Here is a 21,203-nt window from a genome sequence, read left to right on the forward strand (position 1 = left end):
GCGTCCTTGAGGTGGTCAAGTGAGTTCGGCATAGCGCGCCATTCCGTTCACGACTCTGCCGATGCTCACGAGAACCAGCTCGAGCTCGGTGCCTGGCCCTGCGGCGACCAGATCCAGGAACTCCTGCGCCAAGGACTCGAGGTCATCTCTGTTCCCCGCAGCCTCGTTGTCTGGCACGGCGAGCTCCTGACCGGCCCACTGGCGAAGTCGCTGGCACGCCGCGAGAGCGTCGTAGGAAAGGATCGAAACCTCCGACGTGACATGGAGGTCCTGTCCGGTTGCATTCCACTGGGCGGTCTCGTGGTGGATGGCACCGAGTGTCTTGATGAGCCGGTAGGCCAGGTCGAAGACGTGCGGATCTCTGGTGGTAGCGGTCATGCGACGATTCCTTCGCTCGGCATTTGGTGCCTTGAGCGTGCGGTGTGCCGACGTCGGAGAGCGAGTAGGACCTTGTGACCTGTGGACGGCAGCGGCTGTGCACTTATGTGAACCGCGGTCGCCTGCATCGCTTGCCGCGCGGTCGTCACGGAGTCACCCCTCGACTCGTCACCGATGTCGTCACGCGAGCGGGCTGATGCTCGGGTACGCAAGGAGCACGGTGCCGATCGGCGAGGCTGGCGATGCTCAGGTTCTCGGCGATGTCCAGGCTTGCTATGTCGACGCCCAAGGATCGCGCAACCATCGGAAGATCCTCACCGAGGCGGTGAGCCCCGCGGCGCGCATCGTCCAGCGACCTCGATGTCTGCTGCAGTGAGCGATTCAATCGCTCCGGCAGCCACGGGTCGGCCGGCGAGGCAGTGACAGCTGGCTGCAGGGAACGCGCGGCGTCATTGATCGCGAGCTGGACGCTGCGGGTTTCTCGAGCGCTCTGCAGGACCACCCCGATCATGGTTCGTGCATGGGATGCATCGATCTCGCCGGAGATCGCGCTGGCGAGGTAAGCATTCTCGGCTACCTCCAGCGCCGGGCGGATCGGTTGCGTCAGATCACGAAGCGAACCGGACAGCAGGCGTCGCAGATCATCGGCACGGTCGATCACGAGCAGGCCGACGTCAGATCGATCGCCCATGCGCTCGACCTCGAGCAGTTCTTCGTACGCGATCGTCAGGCGTCGTCGCAATTCCGACGTCACGGTGTCGACCTTCTCGATGCGGATGCGAGCTTCATACAGATCGTTCATCAGTGCCTCCTGAGTCTTGTCACACCCGCACGGCCCGAACACGAAGTGCGAGTGATCAGCTCGCTCGAAGCATCAACACGAAAGATCAGTCCGTCTCGCGCTTCCTCTGCGGCTACCGAAGACACACCGGAGTCACGTAGTCGAACAAACGTTCTACTATGCCCGAGTGGGGATGAACCCGAACCGCTTCGACCGCTGGCCAAAGCCAGACCGGGTCCGACACGTCTGGGTCTACGGCCCAGCCCGTGCCGATCGTCCGCACCAGGGGCTCGTGCTCGAATGGACGCGAAGGTCGCGACTGGAGGGCATAGGTGGTCTGGGTCATCGACAGAGGCGAGACCTCCGCCGGCGAACCGCCGTACATCGTGGCCTGGGTACCGCGCAAGCTACTCGGTCCAGTCCGATCGGACCCGAACGAAACAGGTCCTCACCGATCGCGTCACTAGAGCTGACGCCTGCTACTCGCTAAGCAAGTCGCACGATGGCACTTCGAACTGTCCTGCAGCTCGTCGACCGAATAGAGGAGGTTGCGCGGAACCAGTTCGAAAGAGCTCACAAACGAGCGTCGAGTTGGTGGACCTCACCAGAGGCAGGATGACGACATGAACCTCGTCCGTGCCGCTGCGGCCGCCGTCGCACTTATCGGCATCGTCGGATGCAGCCTCGTGGAACCGACCGACGAGACTGGGTCAGCAGAGGTCGTCGCGGTTGACCGGGTCGTCGATGGAGACACGGTGTGGGTCACGACCGCGGCCGGACAGTCCGAGAAGGTCCGCATACTCGGGATCGACACCCCAGAGCTGTCGCCACCGGCCGAGTGCTGGGGGTCCGAAGCGACCGCCGCGTTGACGCAAGCAGTCTCGGGAGAGGGCGTCACGGTCGAGCTCGTAGCTGACCCGATGGCCGACGACCGCGACCAGTACGGGCGCCTCCTGAGGTATGTCGAGGTCGACCAGGTCGACGTCGGCCTTCGGCTCGTCGAGCAAGGTCATGCCTACCTCTACCGCGACGCTGACAACCTCACCCGCACAGCCGCCTATCAGGACGCGCGCGATTCGGCGCAAGACGGGCAGACCGGACTCTGGGGAGCCTGCGACCGTTAGCGGCCCCTTCATTTCCGCGCCGCGCGTCCTCGCCCTTGGGGCCAAGACCGCATTGGCCCCTCACGGAGAAACCTCCACTTCTAGCGCGACCCGCGGTTCAGCAGCCTCTGCGCGGGCCCGCAGTCGCTTGGCTTCGCCGGGGGACAGGCCCGGCACCCACTCGCCGACTTCAGACACCGGGACATGCTCGTCGCGCGTCAACTTCGACACCGCATTGCCAGCGATTAGGTCCAGCGAGCGAACCAGCTCGTCACGCTCCTCTAGCGCGATCGCCGCCTCAACACCGAGCGCGGACCTGCGCTTCTCGGCCGCCGCACGCTCGCGACGAAGAACCTCCTGAGCTTCAAGCGCTTTCGCTCGCGCCTGCTGCCGGACCGATCGACCCATGACCTTCTCCTCACCCCGGGCTGCTTCCGCTCCGCAAAGCCCTGCGAGCCCTCTCGGTGATCATCCGAACCCGATCATCTTGTCGCGATCTCTGGGCGACGTCGACCAAAGCCGACGTTCCAAAACGCCGGCACTTCCCGACCCGATCCCCAGAGCGCACCGCCCCGAACCTCGATCGCATCCACGAACCTCCACACACCTCTTGCATTTCCGGTAGTTGAATCGCACACCACCGATCACCGCGACCACCATCACGGCCATGCGGGTCATGACCATGTCGATTCACAAGCTGACGGCGGGGTCGGGGTACGACTACCTGACACGCCAAGTCGCTGCGATGGATGCGACCGAGAAGGGCCACACGTCGCTGGCGACGTACTACACCGACCACGGCGAGACCCCGGGCCAGTGGATGGGCTCGGGGATGGCCGGCATCGACGGCCTGGACGCGGGCGACCCCGTCACGGCCGAGCAGATGAAGGCGCTATTCGGCTACGGGTTCCACCCGCTGGCCGACTCCCGGATCGCCCAGCTGACCGACTCGGCATCGACCGCCGCCATCAGGCGGGCCCGCCAGCTGGGCACGCCGTTCAAGGTCTACGAGGCGGACGTCCCGCCGTACCGGATCGAGGTCGCCCGCCGCCTGGAGGACCTCAACGTCGCCGAAGGGCGGCCGCGTGAGGCCGTGGTGTCGCTAGAGGAGCGGGCACGGATGCGCACCGAGGTGGCGCGCGAGTACTTCGTGCGCGAGCACGGCCGTGAGCCGGTCGACGCCCGCGAGCTCGCCTCCGCCGTCGCGCTGTACTCCCGGCCCAAGACCACCGCGGTGGCTGGGTACGACCTGACCTTCTCGCCGGTCAAGTCCGTCTCAGCCCTGTGGGCCATCGCTGACCCGTCGACGTCGGCAGCGATCGAACGAGCTCACAACGCCGCCGTCAAGGACGCGCTGGCTTTCATCGAGCGAGAGGCCCTGTACACACGCACCGGCACCAACGGTGTGGAGCAGGTCGACGTCCGTGGCCTGGTCGCCACGGCGTTCACCCACCGCGACTCGCGTGCCGGCGATCCCGACCTCCACACACATGTCGCGATCGCGAACAAGGTCCAGACCGCCAAGGACGGCAAGTGGTTGGCCATCGATGGACGGCTGATGTTCCAGGCCACTGTCGCCGCGTCGGAGACCTACAACACCGCCCTCGAGCGTCACCTTGAGTCCTCGCTCGGTGTGCGTTTCGAAGATCGAGAGAACATCGACCGACGCAAGCGACCGGTGCGCGAGATCGTCGGGGTCGACGCACGGTTGAACGAGCGCTGGTCGACCAGGCGCCAGAGCATCGAGGAACGTCGTGACGTCCTGGTCGCGAAGTTCCACGCCGACCACGGCCGCCCACCGACCGCGGTCGAAGCCGTACAGCTCGCCCAGCAGGCCACGCTCGAGACGCGCGACGCCAAGCACGAACCGCGCTCGATGCCCGAGCAGCGTGCCCAGTGGGCCGAACAGGCGGCCGGTGTTCTCGGTGTTAGGGGCCTGGAGCAGATGGTCACCACGGCGCTTCGCCCCGCGCCGTTGTCGGCGCAGGCCGCCGCCGATCGCCGCGTCGACGCGGCGCGGATCGAACGCGTCGCCGGTCGCGTCGTCGAGGGTGTGCAGGACCGGCGGAGCACCTGGAACCGCTGGAACCTCCTTTCTGAGGCGCAGCGTCATGTACGCCGTTCCGACGTGCGGGCCGACCAGGTCCAGCACCTGGTGAACCTCGTGGTCGACCAGGCGATCGCCATCTGCCAGCCCTTGGGTGTCGTCGACGAGTCGGTCACGGAACCGGAGCAGCTGCAGCGACGTGACGGCGCCAGCGTGTACACCGTCGTCGGTGCCGAGCTGTACACCTCGCCGCGCATCCTGGCCGCTGAGCAGCGCATCGTCGAGGCCGCAGGGGTCCGCGACCGGCACCGCGTGGCTCCGGTCGACGTCGACCTCGCGCTCCTGGAAAGCGCCGCCACCGGCGTCGAGCTCAACTCCGGCCAGGCCGCGATGGTCCGGGGCATGGCCACCAGTGGCGCCCGCGTCCAGCTGGGGATCGCGGCAGCCGGTACCGGCAAGACCACCGCGATGCGGGTTCTGACCCGTGCTTGGGAGGGCCCCGGCGGCAACGTCATCGGCCTAGCCCCGTCGGCGGCTGCGGCCGCAGCGCTGCGCGAACAGACCGGCACCACGACCGACACCCTCGCCAAGCTCGTCGACTCCCTGCAGCGCGGCACGGGAGGCGCCCTGGTCGACCAGATCGGCGCCGGAACGCTCGTGGTGATCGACGAAGCCGGCATGGCCGACACCCTGAGCCTGGACACCGCGATCACCGCGGTGCTCGAGCGCGGCGCCTCGGTGCGCCTGATCGGTGATGACCAGCAGCTGGCCGCGATCGGTGCCGGCGGCGTCCTGCGCGACATCGGCGACCGCCACGGCGCGCTCAGGCTCGCCGAGCTGATGCGCTTCTCCGACCCGGCCGAGGGCGCGGCGACCCTGGCGCTGCGCGAGGGACTTCCCGAGGCCTTCGGCTACTACTTCGACACCAAGCGCGTCCACGTCGGCGACGTCGCCACGCTGACCGACGAGATCTTCACCGCCTGGCGCAGCGACCGCGCTGACGGCAAGGACGCGGTCATGCTGGCACCCACCCGGGACCTGGTCGCCGAGCTCAACGCCCGGGCACGCGCGGCGCGCCTGGGCGACACCGGCGCGGTCCCCGACCGTGAGCTGCGGCTGGCCGACGGCAACAGTGCTTCGGTCGGTGACGTCGTGCTGACCCGCAACAACGACCGCCGACTGCGGATCTCGGCCACCGACTGGGTCAAGAACGGCGACCGGTGGCGCGTCGATGAAGTGCGCGGCACGGCACTGTCGGTGCGGCACGTGGAGACCGGTCTGCGGGTGCTGCTCCCGGCGAACTACGTCGCCGAGCACACCGAACTGGGCTACGCCTCCACCGTTCACACTGCCCAGGGCATCTCGGCCGACACGATGCATGGGCTCGTGACCGGTGACCAGACCCGCCAGCAGCTCTACACAATGATGAGCCGCGGCCGCCACGAGAACCATGCCTACGTCGTGGTCGCCAGCGACGGCGACGCGCACGGACTGATCCGTCCCGAGGCCCTCCGTCCGCCCACGGCCGGCGACGTCCTGACTCAGGTCCTGGCCCGCGATGAGTCCCCCCTCTCGGCCACCACACTCCTCGCGCAAGCCAACGCCCCGGAAGCTCGCCTGCAGAGGGTCACCGCGAAGTACGCCGACGCCATCTACGTCGCCGCCGCAGACCTCCTCGGTGACGACGTCGTCGCTGGCATTGAAACCCAGGCCGAGGTCCTCGTTCCCGGCCTGGTCGACGAGCCGGCCTGGCCATCGTTGCGCTCCCACCTGGTGCTGCTCCAGGCGCAGGGCGCCGACGCGATCGGCAAGCTCGCCGACGCCGTCGCGGCGCGTGACATCGAGTCGGCCGACGACCGCGCTGCGGTGCTGGACTGGCGCCTCGACTCCACGGGCCGGCGCGGCGCCGAGCCGGGGCCGCTGCCGTGGCTGCCGGCCGTCCCTGCTCGGCTCGCGGAGGACACCTCTTGGGGCACGTACCTCGGATCACTCGCCGATGAGATCCAGAAGGTCGCGGTCGAGGTGCACGCTGCCACCACCGAGGCGGACTCCCCGGCCTGGGCGCGTCACGCCCGCCTCTCGCCCACCACGGCGATCGCCGGCGACATCGCTGTCTGGCGGGCCGCCACCGGCGTCGACGAGGCCGACCGGCGTCCGACCGGCCCGCGTCAGATGCAGAAGTCAGCGGTCCTCTATCAGCGCGAGCTCGACACGCGCTTGGACGCAGGTCGCCGTCCGGCGATGGACGAGTGGGGCCCGGCGATCCATGCCCTGCACCCGCGTTCGGACTCCTTCACTCCCCTGCTCGCTGAGCGCCTGGCCGCGATCAACCGGTCCGGCGTCAACGCCGCCGACCTGCTGGGCTGCGTGGCCGCGGAAGGTCCGTTGCCCGACGAGCACGTGGCCGCAGCGCTGTGGTGGCGCATCGCCCGGCACTTGTCGCCGGCGGTCGCGGCCGAGCAGAACTCCGGCGACGGCCGGGTGGCTCCCGACTGGGCCGATCTCCTGCACGAGCACCTCGGCGTCGAAGAGGCGTCCAACGTGACGTCGTCGCCGTGGTGGCCGACGCTGGTGGCCACGGTCGACCAGGCGCACGAGCGTGGGTGGCCGGTCGAGCAGCTGCTCGACTTCGCCAAGACCAGCGACGTCGAGGACCTCGACCTGGCCCAGGCGATGATCTGGCGCATCGCCCTCGTAACGGACCCGCCGCCGGAGCACGACTACGACGTCCCCGAGGAGAACCTGCCGCCCGAGGACCTCCATGAGCTGGACCCGCTCGAGTTCGACCACGACCACGACCACGACCACGACTACGAGCTCGAGGTCGACGTCGACGTCGACGAGCTGGACGCTGCGGCGCACGACCGCGAGCTCCTGGAGCCGGCCGGAGCGACTGGGTCGGGTCTGGACCGGATGATCGACCGGGCGTGGGAGCTGCAGGCCTCCCCCGTCCCGGTCCAGCGCATCAACGCCGTCAACGCCGCCGCCGCGGACTACTTCGAGAGCCAGTTCTCCGGCTCGTGGGCTCAGCTGCACGTGCACGAACGACTCGGTGTCGACCTGGCCGGCGACGAGCGATTCCGCCCCGGCTACGCCCCGGCCGGCTGGACCAACCTGGTCGACCACCTGCGCGGCCGCGGCTTCACCGCCAGTGAGATGCTCGCCGCCGGCGTCGCCAAGGAAGCCTCCAACGGGCGCGTGATCGACCGACTCCGCGACCGCGCCGTCCTACCCGTCATCACCGACGGACGGGTCATCGGGTTCGTCGGCCGACGCAACCCCGACGCCACCGACGACCTCGCCGGACCGAAGTACCTCAACTCCCCCGACACCGTGGTGTTCCACAAGGGTGCCCAGCTCTATGGAATCGCCGACGATCACGTGGCCCACGGAGCGGCGCCGGTGCTCGTCGAGGGACCCTTCGACGCGATCGCCGTCACGATCGCCTCCGGTGGCGCGTTCGTCGGAGTCGCGCCGCTCGGCACGTCGACGACCGAGGAGCAGGCCGCCCAGCTCGCCGGCCTGCACGCCACCCCGTTGGTGGCCACCGACGGCGACCTTGCCGGGCGGATCGCCGCCGAGCGCGACCTGTGGCTGCTCGCCCCGCACCTGGTCACGCCACGGGTCGTGCCCATGCCGGTCGGAGCCGATCCGGCCAGTCTGCTCGAGCAGCGTGGTCCGGCCCAGCTGGTGGCGCTTCTGCAGCAGCACCGCGACCTCGCCGCACTTTTGGTCGACGAACGCCTCATCAACCTGTCCGACCCGAGACAACGGAGCACCCAGGCAGCCGAGGTCATCGCCGTCATGGCACCCGAGCAATGGGAAGGGCTCATCGCCACCACCGCTTCAGCTGGAGCGCTGGACGCTGACCAGTTGCGCACCGACGTCGCCTCCGCGGCGCGCGCTTTCAACGGGGACCAGCAGCATTACTGCACCGAGAAGCTCGGCAACATCCCTCATGTTCGTCAGCGGCTTGAGGGCCATCAGAAGGCACGCCCGGCCGACCGTTGGGCCGCGCTCGGTCGCTCCCTCGACGGCCGACTGACCACCGGCAAAGACTGGCCGGCAACCGCGACCATGCTGCAGCAGCTCCACGAGCGGGGCATCGACGTCGAGAAGGTCGCACGACTGGCAGTCACAGCTCGGCCGCTCGGCCCGGACCCCTCACGCGACCTTCGGTACCGCCTCGCCGAGCATCTCGATAGCTCGCCGATCACAAGCCCAGCGGTTCCGCGCACGGCGCCCGCCCTCCGTGCGGAGGATATTCGCGGTCCGCGCCAGCGGCCCGGTCGAGTACCGCGCCGATGAGCCGCACCGGAGTTTAGTTAGCGACGACCTCGGGCAGCGATCATCGTCGCTTCGTGTTTGTCGGGCTTGTCGAGGTACCGAGCCCAGTGAAGCAGCAGGTAGGCGCCGGCCGAGTCATTGAACTCGTTGGCCACAAGTTCGTGCATGAACTTCAGAACGTCCTGCAACGGATCTACGGCCTTGAGGTGCGTCGCGGACACGCGGATCGCCCGAATAACTAGCGGGAGTAGTTCAGGAGTCATCCACGGTCTCGCGATGACCGTGCCGACTAGACGGGCAAGGTTGCGGCCTCTGCCTTCCGGCGTGGTCTCAAGACGACCGAAGCCGACGCCGGCAGCCGAGATCCAGCCCGCGAGCGCCGACTCGGAGCGCTCCGCGTTCTTTTCAGTGCCGCGGTGGAAGAACTCAAGTACGGGCTCTTTAGCCATCCAAGTGTCGGGAAGAGTCAAAGCGTTCGCGGCGCCTCCCGGATTCCAGTCGTCCATCGATGCGGCGAGGTCGAACACGTCTGGCTCGAACTCGAGCGCGACGTGGAAGTCACTGACAAGGCACGACTTCGCCGCAAGGGATTCGTCAGAATCGAGAACGCCTGCCTCCTGGGAAGCAACAACGAGATCGACCGTCGAGAAGGCCAGACAACCCTTCTGACGGGCGATGCTGGCGAGGACCAAGTCGTCGCACCAGAAGGCAAGCTCGTGGCTGATGGCGTAGTCGACTGCGCTCAGCCACGCTCCGTCCATATCGAGGTCCTCGAAGTTCGCCACGCGCCACTCGCGACGTTGAGTGCGCGTCAACAGTTCGACGAGATCGGTCGCCCGTGTCGCCCGAGCCTCCGCGACCTCGATAGGAAGTTCGTAAACCCGCGGATGCTCCTGTCCCACATCCCAGGTCACGCCAGCTGTCGACCGTGACGCCAGCGAACGCTGGGCCAGGCGAGCATCGCGAAATGCGGCAGCCGTGGTCTCAATCCTGGCAAAACCCGCCAGAAGCGTGTCGCGCGTGCCGGCCGGCATCGCGCATAGCGATACGGCTGCCGTGGTGTCGAGCACGACGGGACCGGCTCCCACCTCAGCGAGCCGCTCCTCGGCGGTGTCGCGAGTCGTGCCAGCCGGATTGCTGAAGACGAGTCCTGATGCTCGATTGATGACGATCTCGGCGTAGGACTTTCCGGAGACTTCGGACGCCAGTCCAACGGGAAGCTGGGCTGTCGTGATCTTCTCGTGAAGGTCCTCGAGCATCGGGTCCGGTGGGCCCTGCATCAACTCCTCGATGCCACGCAACGGGTTCTCAGGATCGATCGACACTTCGCGTAGCACCGGGCTGTCCGGGAACCGTCCAACGTACTCCTGAGTCAGTTCGCGCAGACGCGCCACATGACTGCTGTTCTCGTCCTGACCGCTGTCCTCGTCCAGGGCCGCGCTCGACCGACCAAACATCAGAACGGTCAGGAACACGCCCGCGACTTCCTCGTCGTCGCGCCATCTATTGAGCTCGTCAAGCGCGCGAGGTAGGAAGTGCGGGCTGAGGTCAGCTTCAGAGAGCAGCCGGATCCAGTTCTTCGCCTCGTCAGCAGTTCGAGGCCGGATGGGGCGCCCATTTCGATTCAGAGCGTCGAAGGCGGCGGCGGGTTCGCCGCGCAGACCCAAGCAGTTAACCAAGGCCCACCGTGCATCGTCGTTGTCGGGAGCCAGCGCCGTCATGCGGCGCGCAACGTCGAGCCGTTCGTTGTCGCGCCCGAGTGCGTCGAGGGCACGAAATTCGATCGCGCGGCACTCGAACTCGCCGGACCACTCGGAACCCGCCATGGTGTAAGCCCGTCGGCACGCGTCCACCGCGGCGTCATAGTCACCCGCATAGGCGTACCGATCCGCGCTCATTTTCATGAGAAGAGCGTGATCCCAGCGCGCCGCGGCTTCCTCCAATACATTCGCGGCGTCCGCGTACGTTCCCAGCGACGAGAGCTCCTGCGCGAGTAGCACGGCGATCTGTTCGAACTTGTGCGCATTTGCCCGCAGCTTCGTCAATCGCTGCCCAGGCGTCGTGGCCATTGCGTCGTGAATCGCCCGGATCTCAACCACCTGCTCTTCGAACTCGACCCCGAGCACATCAATGTTCGGCAGCGTTAAGCCCAGCGGAGCAAGGGAGCGGGCAACTTGCAGTTGCGCGCGAGTGTCTTCAGCGAGATCCCATGCGGACAGCCAGTGAGACTCCGCTTCAGCCGCACTCTCGGAGTGGGCCGCGAGATGCCCGGCCACAAACTCCTTCATGAAGGGGTCGGCGATGTCAGCGAGCAACCCGGTCGCTTCCGTGACTCGGCCCGTCATGGCTGCTAGAACAGCCGCCTCTTGACGGACACGCAGATCACTGGCCTCCGCCTGTGTTGCTTCGCCAGCGTCGCCAGATTGTGTCAGCTCCCATGTCCGGTTCATGTCCCCCGAGAGCACCGAAGACTTGATCGCGACAACGACGGCCTCGCTGCTATCGCCACCCCACTGCCGCCGAGTGTCGCGTGCCTGCAGCGCTAGCTCGAGGGCACGGGCAAAGTCCGCCTGACGGCTAACTGTTCGTCCGCGATAGCCGCGCGACAAGAGCAACTCCGCCAGGAGCAACTTGTTTCCGCTCGCCTCGGGTAGTTCGGCGCAGATTTCTTGAAGCAACGAGATGGCTAGACCGTGCGCTCCCTGGCCTTGAGCGGCATGCGCTCTAAGTGTCGACCGCAAGGCCGCATCGTTGCGAGACTTCGCATCCCAGTCTGAAAGAAGGCTCTCCGCGTCGGACCAACGACCTGACCTCAGAGCTCGGATTGCTTCACCCAGAGGGTGTGTCGACGAGACCCCACCGAGCAGCTCTTCGGCTTCGGCTGGCCGCGCGTGCGTGTCGTCGATCATCAAGGCCGCGCGTGCTAACCAGTAGTCAGTTTCCGCCACTCCGAGGTCGACACCCCGCCGGATGAAGAACACGGCGGTCTCGGTGCGGCCGTAATTACTGGCGACCAGGCCGAGCCAACACCAGCCCACGCCAGGCGCCTTCTGAAGTTCTGTCGGGGCTTGCGTGCGCCATGCATCGAGCGTTCCACCTCGATCGTGCGAGAGGACGAGGTGATGAACCAGCGACTGCACCTGTGGCCACTCGCCGACCAGGACGGTGGCCTCCTCAGCCCGCCATTGCTGCAGACGTACCAGATCTTCCCCGAAAACTTGGGACGGACCCAGCTGCTCCATCATCCGCTCGAACCCGGCTTCGATCCTCTCGTTCGTCCCCTGAGACGTTGCGGTCACGAGCTGCTGCGTTCGCGAAGCGGCGGCGGCCGTTGCCTGCTGAGGGCTGATTGCGAGAAGGAATTGTTCGCATGCGATCTCGAGCACGGTGACCGCGTCCTGGACCCGCGAATCATCAGAACCGGTCAACTCCTGCGCGAGAAGTCGCACGCCATCGACGAGCGCCTGCGACTCTCCGCTCATCAGGTATCTCTGTACGCCGGCATCGGCCAACCAGGCACGGATGATGCGCGGATCGATGTCGATGCTTCGAGCCCTAGCGAGTTTCGATGTCCGGCGAGCAATACGTCGCCGTTGTGACTTGCTTTCTAGGAGCGCTTTGAACTTTGTGGCAGCCGCCCCTCCCGTGAGTTCCGCGAGGAAGCCGAGCGCGACTGACACTCCTGCGTCTATCACGATGGCGACCTCCATTAGGTCGTTGGCGGTAGTAGGTCGAGACCGAGATGCTCCAAGTCAGCGTTAACACCCTTACAGATGGTCCCGACAAGTTCGTGAAGCGGCGGACTACCGGACAGACCACGGCGAGGAATGCTTGGCCGAGGACAGTGGACGCGCCATCAGGAGCTTCGCAGCGCTACAAGACAGTCAAACTGCAGCCAGCCGGTCGAACCTTGCGATCCAATACTCTCAGTCCAAAAGTTCACCTGTTTCTGGGTCAACCACGCTGAGACGCGGAGCGCTCGGTGCTGACGCTGTTTCATCCGCCTCGACGCGCGAGGTTCGAACGTCGCCCGCGTAGGCCTCGGTGCGCTTGCGCAGCTCAACGTCCGAGACGTGGTTCAAGTAGCGACTTCGCGAGGGCCATGGGGTGTGCTGGCGCTCGCAATGGGACTGCATTCTTGCGCGCATTCGCTCGAGAAACGCTGGAAATGTATACCGGTGCCACTCCTCGATGAGATCGCTGCTGAGCGCTTCATGGACCCGGTGTCGCTGGTCGGCCAACACTGCGAGCTCGTGAATCAGGTGAGGGTGGCGAGGCCAGCACGCTGGGATGATCCCGGTCGGGTCGAAGACGTACTCATGGTTGATCCACGCCGCGACGCGGTCCAGCCACTTCCAAAGGTCGATGCGCAGGACGGGGTCGGCGCATGTCGCAGGCAGCCACGGACGCGGGAGATCTCTGACGTTCCCCAGCGCGGCGATTTCTTCTGGTCGGCCATTGGCGGCGACGGACAGCTCACGATAGGCAAGCCGTACCCGCGGAGGAGGCTTCGGGAACGGCCAGACCAAGCGACCGTCTTCGACTGCCGGAACCTCGCGTTCTGTGCTCATGTGGGCCACCCGCCGAGTCCTCGACGCTGCGACTCCACAAGCGCCGCCGTGGCGCGCGCGGCGGGGTCGATCCGGTGGTGACGAGCGGACTCGACACGAGTTCGTGCTTCTTCCTGTGCCCGCAGGAGCTCCCGGCCCGGGGCGCCGTCGATGCAGCGCTGCAGCTTGGCCAGCACGGGTCGGCCGTTCTCGGCGATGATCAGCGCCTGGCGTTGCTCGAGCTGGCGGATCTCGGCGCCGGTCAGAATGGGGATTTCGTCGCTGCTGCTCGAGCGGCCGGCCATTGCCCCGCTCTGCCAGTTGAACCGGGTCACCCGGACGGGGCCGAGCATGTCGGAGACCTCCTGGTTGAAGGAGACGTCCTTGGAGCCACCGAACAGGGCTAGGACGTTTGTCAGGCCGAAGAGGGCTCGGGCTTCCTGCTCGCCGAAGATTGCCGCCAGCTGTCGCCACGTCTGGGCGGCGTAGATGAAGGACAGGCCGAGCGCGCGCTCGTTGGCCATGCGGGTGCGCAGGGTCGGTAGCGGTGCGGTCGAGGGGAGCTCATCGAGCACCGCCGCCATCGGCGGGCACAACCGCCCGTGAGGTGACTTGTTGGCGAGCTCGAGGGCGGTGTCCAAGACGTGTTCGGCCACGGCCGTCATTAACGGTGACGCCGACGCGTAGGGGTCTTCTCGGCCGAGGAGGTAGATCGTGCCGCCGCGGGCGATGATGTCGAGGACGTCGGTGGCACGTCTCCCCCGTCCGGGGACGCACCGTCGCCGGATGTCGCCCTGGAAGAACAGCGACATCGCCTGCTGGATGGTCGTGGCGGTGTTGCCGGCGGTCCGGTCGTCACCACGCAGTGCCCCTAGCAGGAGCCCGTGCCAGAACGGTGCGGCGTGGGGGTGATCGCGCAGGATTTCTTCGGGTTCGGTCGCGGCGCGGGGGTTGGCGACCCACTCCAGGACGTCGTCGAGGCCGCGGCCGCTGAGAGCGGCGGCGTGGAAGAACGCCTGGATGACCTTGGACGCCTCGGCGGCGTAGAACCGTGCCGCGTCGTCGGTGTGCGAGGAGCCCTTGACGGTGCCGGCGGTGAACGCCTTCGCTCGCCGTTCGGCGAGCATCGGGTCGACGCACCCGGCGACCGGGTCGAAGACGAACTCCGGCAGACCGGGCGCGAGACCGAACGGATCCAGCACCACGCACGGCCGGTCGTCGACCGAGCGGGCGTCGATCGTCAGCAGCAGGTCCTCGACCTTGGTCAGCGTCACCAGGGCGGCGCCGGGCGCGCCGAGCAACGCCGGCACGAGCACGTCGAGCGTCTTGCCCGAACCCTGAGGGCCGATGACTCCGGTGGTGCGGTCCCACGGCACCCACAGCTCCTTGCCCGTGCGTGGCTCGTGGGCCTTGCCGAGCTTCCAGCCGACCTGTGTCGGGTCGAACGTCTTCATCGCCGGACCCTTCCGGGTGCGGTGTGCAGATCGGGTCGCACGATGTGGGCGTGCTTGCGTAGGCGGGTCAGGCCGAGGACCTGGTCGACCTCGACCGGCGTGGCCATGCCCTTGATGCGCCCCGACCCGAAGCGGCGCAACGTCAGCACCGCAGCCCATGTCGTGGCCACGAGGACGACGAGCTCGAGGAGGATGACCCAGATGATGACCGAGTTGCCGGAGGCGTGGTTGGCCGGAATCTCGGCCAGGCCAGCGGTCGGGTCACCGGTCAGGATCGCCGGCAGGCTGGTGAAGATCGCCCGCGACTCCGGGAACGCCCACGGAGCCCCGGAGAACCAGTTCGCCACCGCCCTGGCCACGTGCACGGTGACGATCAGCACGAAGCTGACCACGATCACGACCCCCACGGGGATCTCCCACGACCACGGGTAGGGGTTGGACCGCCTGTCCTGCTGCAGGTTCGCCATACTCCACAAGGCCCAAAACCCGCTCTCGGTGATCACTCCACCGACTGCTCATTAGGCGGGGGCGTCGACGTTTCCGACGCGCCAGATCTCGTAGATGTTCTTGCCCGTCGAGCTGTAGGGGAAGTTCCCGACGCCCGTCTTGGTGCTGCGGGCGTCGATCGTGGTCTGGGTGGCGGGGTCGTTGACGATCACGACGTGGCCGACCTGGTTGGGCCCCAGGTAGGAGTCCCAGAAGATCAGGTCCCCGGGGCGCTCCTGGCCAGGCTCGACACGGAACCCGTTGCCCTGCGCGAGCCAGTCGCGCTGCGTGCCGGCGGTGCGGGGCATGTTGATGCCAATCTGCTTGAAGGCCATCTGGACCAGGCCCGAGCAGTCGAACCCGGCAGGTCCGGTGCCGCCGAAGATGTAGGGCTTTCCGGCCTGGGCGTTGGCCCAGGTGAGCACGATGGCCGCTCGTGGGCCTGCTAGTGGCGACAGGCTGGGGTCGCCGTTGCCGCTGCCGTCACCGCAGTTCTCGACACTGCCCATGACGGTGCCGCCTCCGTAGGCGTGCGCGTAGGTCAGGACGTCGTTGACGTACCAGTCGGCGTGGTTGTAGGCGAAGATCGCGTCCCGCACGCCCTGCTCTCCCTTGGAGACGCCGCTGGCGGTCAGGTAGTTCGCAGCCGAGTAGATGCTGTCGGCGGTGTTGGTGATGTCCGCGCGGCCGTCGCCGTCGCCGTCGACGCCATACTTGGCGAACGTGGCCGGCATGAACTGCATCGGTCCCTGGGCGCCGGCGCTGGAGACGCTCGTCAGCGCGCCGTGGCGGGTCTCGATCATCCCCACGGCCGCGAGGACCGTCCAGGGCATGACGTACTTGTCGGTCGCAGCGACGTAGAGCTGGCGCATGTTCTCGGGGATGGGTGCGGCCGGGGTGTGTGATGAATGCTTGACCGGTGTGCCCGGCGCCGGCAGAGGGAACCCGATCCCGGCGCTGGCGTCGTCGACGGCTGGTGGAGGTGCTGCGACGGTCTCGACGGGCTGGCGTCCGTCCAGGACGACCCCCTGGGCGGCCATCCACGGCTTGGGGTCGATCGCTTGTCCGTTCTGTCGGACCTCGAAGTGCAGGTGGGCGCCGCTGACGTCGCCGGTGGCGCCTTCGACCCCGACCGGGGTGCCGGCCTGCACGCTCTGGCCGACCGCGACTGACGGGGTGCGTGCCAAGTGTCCGTAGCGGGTCTGGATGCCGCCCCCGTGGTCGATGAGGACCTGGTTGCCGTAGCCGCCGCGCCAGCCGGCCTCGGTGACCGTGCCGCCGGCGGCCGCGACGATCGTCTTGGAGCCTGTGGCCACCAGGTCGATGCCGGCGTGCATCTTGTGGACGTTCTGGGTGGGGTGCAGTCGCATTCCGAAGGTGCTGGTGATGCGGTGGGTACCGGTCATCGGGGGGCGCCAGGCGCCGGCGGTCACCGCGACCGGTCCCCCGCACGACGTCGAGGCGATCGCCGCTGGCGCGATCGCGCCGCCGGCGATCAGTGCCACGGCGACCAGCGGCATGACGAGCACGGCCACGAGGGCCATGCCGATCCACCCTGCGGACTTCATCAGGCTGCGCCGGCGAGGTTCTCGTTGGTGAACGTCAGCTGGTGCTCGGCCGGGTGGAGGACGGTCTGCACCTGGTACAGCTGATCGCCGACGCCCCAGAGCGCCCGCCCCTTGCCCTGCATGCCCCACCCCGTGACGAGGTTGCGGGCGATCTGCCCGAGCCCGAGCAGCTGCTCGAGCTCGTTGGCGACGCCCTGGTCCTGGCCGTGGAGGATCTTGATGTCGACCAGGTGCAGGAGGTCCTTGGCGATCGTCTGCGCCTGGCTGCCCGCGCTGCCGGCCGACAACAGGTCCGACGGCTTGTGGGCGACGGCGAACTGGATATCGCCGTCGCGGCGCGACAACCGCAGGTCGGCATCGAAGCTCTTAACGGCCTCCACTCCGAGGCGCAGCTGCTTCCAGGACTCGTCGCGCACCACGACGCGCATGTCACCGGGGGCCGCGAGCTCGCGCATCCCTCGCCCCCAGGAGTTGAGGCAGGTCAGCGCGATCCCGGTCGCTTCCTCACCCAACGGCTCGAGGCGCGACAGGCTGAGCGACTGGATCGGTGCCGTCCAGTCGATGTCGATGTTGGTGTGGCCGTCGAACAGACCCGCGAGCGCGCCGGTGACCAGCTGGGCCAGCGCGTCGCGCAGCAGGCGGGTCTCGTCGAGGAAGTGCCGCTCGGACTCGTACCGGGTCGAGGCGATCAGCTCGGGGGTCGGGCTGTCGAGCAGGTGCCACAGCTCGGCGATCGTCGTTTCCTTCAGCCGGGCGCTGCCGCGGTCGTAGCCAGTGAGGGTCTCCAGCGCCCGCTTGATGACCACTTCGTCAGAGGGGCCGAACGGCACGTGCTGGGCGCCGACCTTCTGCGATCCGACCAGGCCTCGCACGAGGGTCAGCCACCTCGAGAACACCACGGCGGAGCGCTCCTTGGCCTCGGTGGCGTCCAGCTGGTCCCATCCCTGCCCCAGCGGGCCGAGAGCCAGCGGGTTGATCCGCGTCGACATGCCGGGGCCGATGCTGAACGGTTCGACCCCGAACGCCCGGCACAGCGGCTCGTACTCGTCCTTCGGATCACCCAGGATCAGGGTGCGGTACCCGAAATCCATCATCCGCAGGCAGAACGCCTTGGTCGTGGCGGACTTGCCGCGCCCGGGCTTGCCGAAGCTCATGATGTTGGGGTTGGTGACCGGGATCGAGTCGTCGAGCACCCAACCCATCGGGTCGGCGTAGAATGCCGCACCGGAGAGTTGGTCGATGCCCATCTGCGCCCCGGTGGGCGGCAGACCGGGTGTGGAGATCCACGGCCACAACGCCGGCGTCTGCTCCGACGTCATCTGCCACCGCAGCACCGGAGCCCGGCTGGCCGACCAGCCCCGGTCGCGCTGGAAGCGCCCGGCGCGAGGGGCCGGGCGGAACAGGCGAGGCTCCTTCACTGTCTCCTCGACCACCGCGGCGGCGGGCAGCTCGTGACCGAAGTCCGACAGGAGTCGGCCGATGTCACGTCCCTTGGTGCCCATCAGTTAGTCCCCCTGGCCAGCGACACTCCGAGCGGGATCGTCGAGGCCGCGAAGGCCACGTCTTGGGCCAGGTCGAGTCGGAGCGGCGACAACCCGGCACGCCTGATCGAGGAATCCAGGCGACGGCCAGCTTCGCCGGCGCGCACCGTCTTGGGCACGGTCACCGTGGCCACGGCGTATGGCTGGGTCAGGGCGCTGCCGCGGGCGAGCTTGGTGTCGAGCCGGCGCACCTTGTCGGCGTCCTCGCGCTCGCGCGCCCGCTGTTTGACCTTGCCCTTCTCGCGCAGACCGTCGGCGATGTCGGCGCCCCACTCGCTGTTGCGGGCCTTGGTCTCGGCGCGCGCCTGGTCGAGGATCGGGAACGAGACCACCAAGCTGCGCCGTTCTCCCGGTTCGGTGGGGGTGATGATCGGTGCGAGCGCGCCCATCAGCATCCCCTTGTCGGGCAGCTTCAGCGTCGAGGAGACCGAGTTCCAGGCGTCGTGCGAGTAGTGCCGCACGACGCTGTCGGCGCCCGACGGTCCCGCCAGGGCCCACGGCACGTCGGCGTCGACCCGGGTGTCGTGGGCGGCCGCATCGAGTGCGTTGACGATGCTCGCGCGATCACCTGGGGCGAACCCGGTCCGGCACGCGGCCGCGAGCGCAGGCGAGGTCAGCCAGCTCACCTCGGTCATTCCGACCGAGGACTTGAGCTGTGCCTCGACCTCGCCGGCGAGCATGTACAGGCTCTGGGCGCGCCCGGCCAGACCGCCGCCGGCCTCCTGGGCTTCCTTGGCCAGGCGGCCCTCCGGGACCACGAACGTCACGAACGCCTCGGTGCGCACCGTGCCGCTCGAGAGTGCCTCCTGGAGCTCGTCGTTGATTCGGCGAGCCAGTTGCGGTCCACCGTCACGGCGGTGCTTGCTGACCCACTGGGTGCGCTCGGCGCCGTCGTCGGGGACCGTGCGGATGGTGACCAGCAGCTCGTCGATGAGCTCGGTCCGTGCGCTCATCTCGATCAGCTCGGCCAAGCCCAGTCCGTGCCGGTGACGGGTCGACGGCTCGGCCATGCCGATCCCGGGGTGCACGATCGCTGCCGTCATCGCCCACGTGCGGGTGGAATGGTTCTGGATGATCGCCAACCGTGCCTGTTGCGGACCTCGCGGAGCACCCTCGTGGATCTCGACACCACTGAGCGGCCCCGGCAGGTCGGGAACGGCCAGAGCCGTCTCCTGGCCTCGCGCGGCGCGGGAGCGGAACCGGGTCCGTCCCGCCATCGTTCCGAGCGTGAACGCGGCCAGTGAGACCAGCCATCCTGTCGCGGACCGACCCTTGACGGGCACGACGACCAGCGCGATCGTCAGGGCGCCGAGGAAGGCCAGGGCGAGGGATTCGAGCACCGCTCCGCGGGAGAGGGCGATGATGGCCGGGAACGCCGCGGCGGTCACCGCGCCGACCTGGAGCCCGGAGAGGCCGAAGAACCAACCGACCCGTGCTCGGCCGTAGTCGTTGTAGACGGTTGCGCTCATGGTGTCCTGCTTTCGTTGGTCGTTGTTGTCGAGAGGTCAGGCGACCGGGGGGATGCCACCGGCGGCCGCAGCTCCGCCGCCACCTGCCGCACCGCCGCCCGCGGCACCACCGCCTGCAGCACCGCCACCACCGGCACCACCACCGCCTCCGGGTGCGCCGCCACCGCCTGGTGCTCCCCCGCCTCCGGGGGGTTGCGAGCTGGGCGGGCTCGGCGGTGCCGGCGGTGCGGGCAGCTGACCGCCGCCCCCGCCGCCCTGCGAGGAGTTTTCGCCATCGCCGTCGGTGTCGGCGGTGTGGCGCTGGTCGGGGTTGAACTGGCGAGACCCGCCCTGCTGGTCGGGGAAGTAGTCGCCGCTGCCGACCGCGGTCTGGTTCATCTCGTCGGCGCCGACCGACGAGAGCTTGCCCGATGCTGAGGTGAGCGCCTGGATGCCCTGCCCGTAGGCGCCGAGCATCTTGCTGATGCCGCCGGTCATCCGCGCTGACGTCGCGTCGCTGCCCGACTGCTCGCCCTGCGACTGCCCCGAGTCCGACGACGACGAGGCCGCCGAGCTCTGCCCACCACCGGACTGGCCGCCGAGCAGGCCACCGAGACCGCCGGCGGCGTCCAGGCCGGCGCGCATGGAGGCGCCGCTGCTCGTGCCGGGGTCGACGAACGCCAGCAGCCGGAACAGCACGACCGGGGAGCCGATCGAGATGACGATGATGACCACGGCCGGCAGGGCCGTGCCGAGGGTCTTCTCGGTCGAGTCGGCGAACCCCTGGCCGACGCCGGCGGTCAGCTGCACACCGATGCCGAGGATCAGCACGCTCAGGACCGGGGTGAGGGCGGCGGCGTGGAACCAGCGCACCGACTTCCAGAACCAGGACTTGCCCGACTCCGAGACTAGGCCGGCCGCCGAGATGACCGACGTGCCGCCGAGGACCAGCAGGGCTACCGCGCGCATGAGCATGATGACGAAGTGGCCGATCGCCGCGACCCAGAGGAAGATCCCCATGACACCCAGGACCGTGGCGAGGGCGACCTGCATCGAGTCTGAGGCGGCGTTGCCGTAGCCGAGCGGATTCCACTCCGACCAGTTGTCGATGTTCAGCATCGACTTCATCAGAGCCTTGGTCAGGCCTCCTGCAGCGGCGACGATGGCCACGGAGTACGCGATCCAGCAGAACCAGACGCCGATGAACTGGCCGGCGCCGAGCAGGACCCGGCCTAGGCTCTTGCCGTCACGGCGGAACACGGCCACGCCGATCTGCGCGACGGCCATGAGGGTGACCAGGGTGGCCGCGACCCAGAAGGTGGTCTTGTAGACCTCCGCGGCGGGTCCGTTCTCGCTGAGGTCGGGGGTCATGAAGTAGTCGACCGCGCTCAGGCACAGGCGCAGGATCCACAGGCCGGAGTCGAAGATGGCCCACATGATCCCCACCCAGGCGCTGGCGGCGACCTCACCGATGGCGTCGCCGGCGATACCGAATGGGTTCAGGGGTCCCAAGAAATCCAGGGGGCCGGCTGCAGGTTGCACGAGTGCGGAGCGCATGGG

At 68.0% G+C, this 21,203-nt stretch carries 13 protein-coding genes; 2 read left to right on the forward strand and 11 right to left on the reverse strand.

Translation table 11 applies throughout. The annotated features are described in order from the left end of the window. Nucleotides 1-15: 15 nt before the first annotated feature. Both LO931_RS06985 and LO931_RS06990 read right to left on the reverse strand, forming a co-directional pair. The gene (locus tag LO931_RS06985) at nucleotides 16-378 is read right to left on the reverse strand and encodes a hypothetical protein (protein WP_229052563.1); all 363 of its coding nucleotides are present in this window, start codon (nucleotides 376-378) and stop codon (nucleotides 16-18) included. 145 nt (nucleotides 379-523) lie between these two features. Beyond that, nucleotides 524-1,180: a hypothetical protein gene (locus LO931_RS06990; protein ID WP_229052564.1), complete on the reverse strand. Its 657-nt coding sequence runs from the start codon at nucleotides 1,178-1,180 to the stop codon at nucleotides 524-526. 602 nt (nucleotides 1,181-1,782) lie between these two features. Between LO931_RS06990 and LO931_RS06995 the strand changes: the two genes are divergently transcribed. After that, the gene (locus tag LO931_RS06995) at nucleotides 1,783-2,283 is read left to right on the forward strand and encodes a thermonuclease family protein (protein ID WP_229052565.1); all 501 of its coding nucleotides are present in this window, start codon (nucleotides 1,783-1,785) and stop codon (nucleotides 2,281-2,283) included. A gap of 60 nt (nucleotides 2,284-2,343) precedes the next feature. On the opposite strand, the gene LO931_RS07000 is transcribed toward LO931_RS06995, so the two are convergent. Next, nucleotides 2,344-2,670, reverse strand: coding sequence for a hypothetical protein (locus tag LO931_RS07000; protein WP_229052566.1), 327 nt, complete (start codon nucleotides 2,668-2,670; stop codon nucleotides 2,344-2,346). A 259-nt stretch (nucleotides 2,671-2,929) separates the two neighbouring features. On the opposite strand from LO931_RS07000, the gene mobF reads away from it, so the two are divergent. Next, nucleotides 2,930-8,617: a MobF family relaxase gene (gene mobF / locus LO931_RS07005; RefSeq protein WP_229052567.1), complete on the forward strand. Its 5,688-nt coding sequence runs from the start codon at nucleotides 2,930-2,932 to the stop codon at nucleotides 8,615-8,617. 17 nt (nucleotides 8,618-8,634) lie between these two features. Here the strand turns inward: mobF and LO931_RS07010 are convergent, their stop codons facing one another. The 8 genes from LO931_RS07010 to LO931_RS17575 all read right to left on the reverse strand — a co-directional run bounded on the left by LO931_RS07010 (nucleotide 8,635) and on the right by LO931_RS17575 (nucleotide 21,200). After that, nucleotides 8,635-12,276, reverse strand: a complete 3,642-nt coding sequence (locus tag LO931_RS07010) for a hypothetical protein (protein ID WP_229052568.1) — start codon at nucleotides 12,274-12,276, stop codon at nucleotides 8,635-8,637. A 246-nt stretch (nucleotides 12,277-12,522) separates the two neighbouring features. After that, complete coding sequence (locus LO931_RS07015; RefSeq protein ID WP_229052569.1) at nucleotides 12,523-13,176, reverse strand: hypothetical protein; 654 nt, start codon at nucleotides 13,174-13,176, stop codon at nucleotides 12,523-12,525. Beyond that, nucleotides 13,164-14,600, reverse strand: coding sequence for a type IV secretory system conjugative DNA transfer family protein (locus LO931_RS07020; RefSeq protein WP_229052570.1), 1,437 nt, complete (start codon nucleotides 14,598-14,600; stop codon nucleotides 13,164-13,166). Before LO931_RS07020 ends, LO931_RS07015 begins: the two co-directional genes overlap by 13 nt. Continuing rightward, a complete protein-coding gene (locus tag LO931_RS07025) occupies nucleotides 14,597-15,007 on the reverse strand; it encodes a hypothetical protein (RefSeq protein ID WP_229052571.1) in 411 nt (136 codons plus the stop codon). The genes LO931_RS07020 and LO931_RS07025 overlap by 4 nt, the downstream gene beginning before the upstream one ends. Nucleotides 15,008-15,118: 111 nt before the next feature. Next, nucleotides 15,119-16,654, reverse strand: a complete 1,536-nt coding sequence (locus LO931_RS07030; protein ID WP_370636078.1) for a peptidoglycan DD-metalloendopeptidase family protein — start codon at nucleotides 16,652-16,654, stop codon at nucleotides 15,119-15,121. After that, a complete protein-coding gene (locus tag LO931_RS07035) occupies nucleotides 16,654-18,156 on the reverse strand; it encodes an ATP-binding protein (protein WP_229052572.1) in 1,503 nt (500 codons plus the stop codon). Before LO931_RS07035 ends, LO931_RS07030 begins: the two co-directional genes overlap by 1 nt. Further along, complete coding sequence (locus LO931_RS07040; RefSeq protein WP_229052573.1) at nucleotides 18,156-19,664, reverse strand: SCO6880 family protein; 1,509 nt, start codon at nucleotides 19,662-19,664, stop codon at nucleotides 18,156-18,158. The genes LO931_RS07035 and LO931_RS07040 overlap by 1 nt, the downstream gene beginning before the upstream one ends. 36 nt (nucleotides 19,665-19,700) lie before the next feature. Next, nucleotides 19,701-21,200, reverse strand: coding sequence for a type IV secretion system protein (locus tag LO931_RS17575; RefSeq protein WP_304523498.1), 1,500 nt, complete (start codon nucleotides 21,198-21,200; stop codon nucleotides 19,701-19,703). Nucleotides 21,201-21,203 lie beyond the last annotated feature (3 nt).

It is taken from the genome of Aeromicrobium sp. Leaf350 (genome assembly GCF_916858655.1).
Taxonomy (GTDB): Bacteria; Actinomycetota; Actinomycetes; order Propionibacteriales; family Nocardioidaceae; genus Aeromicrobium.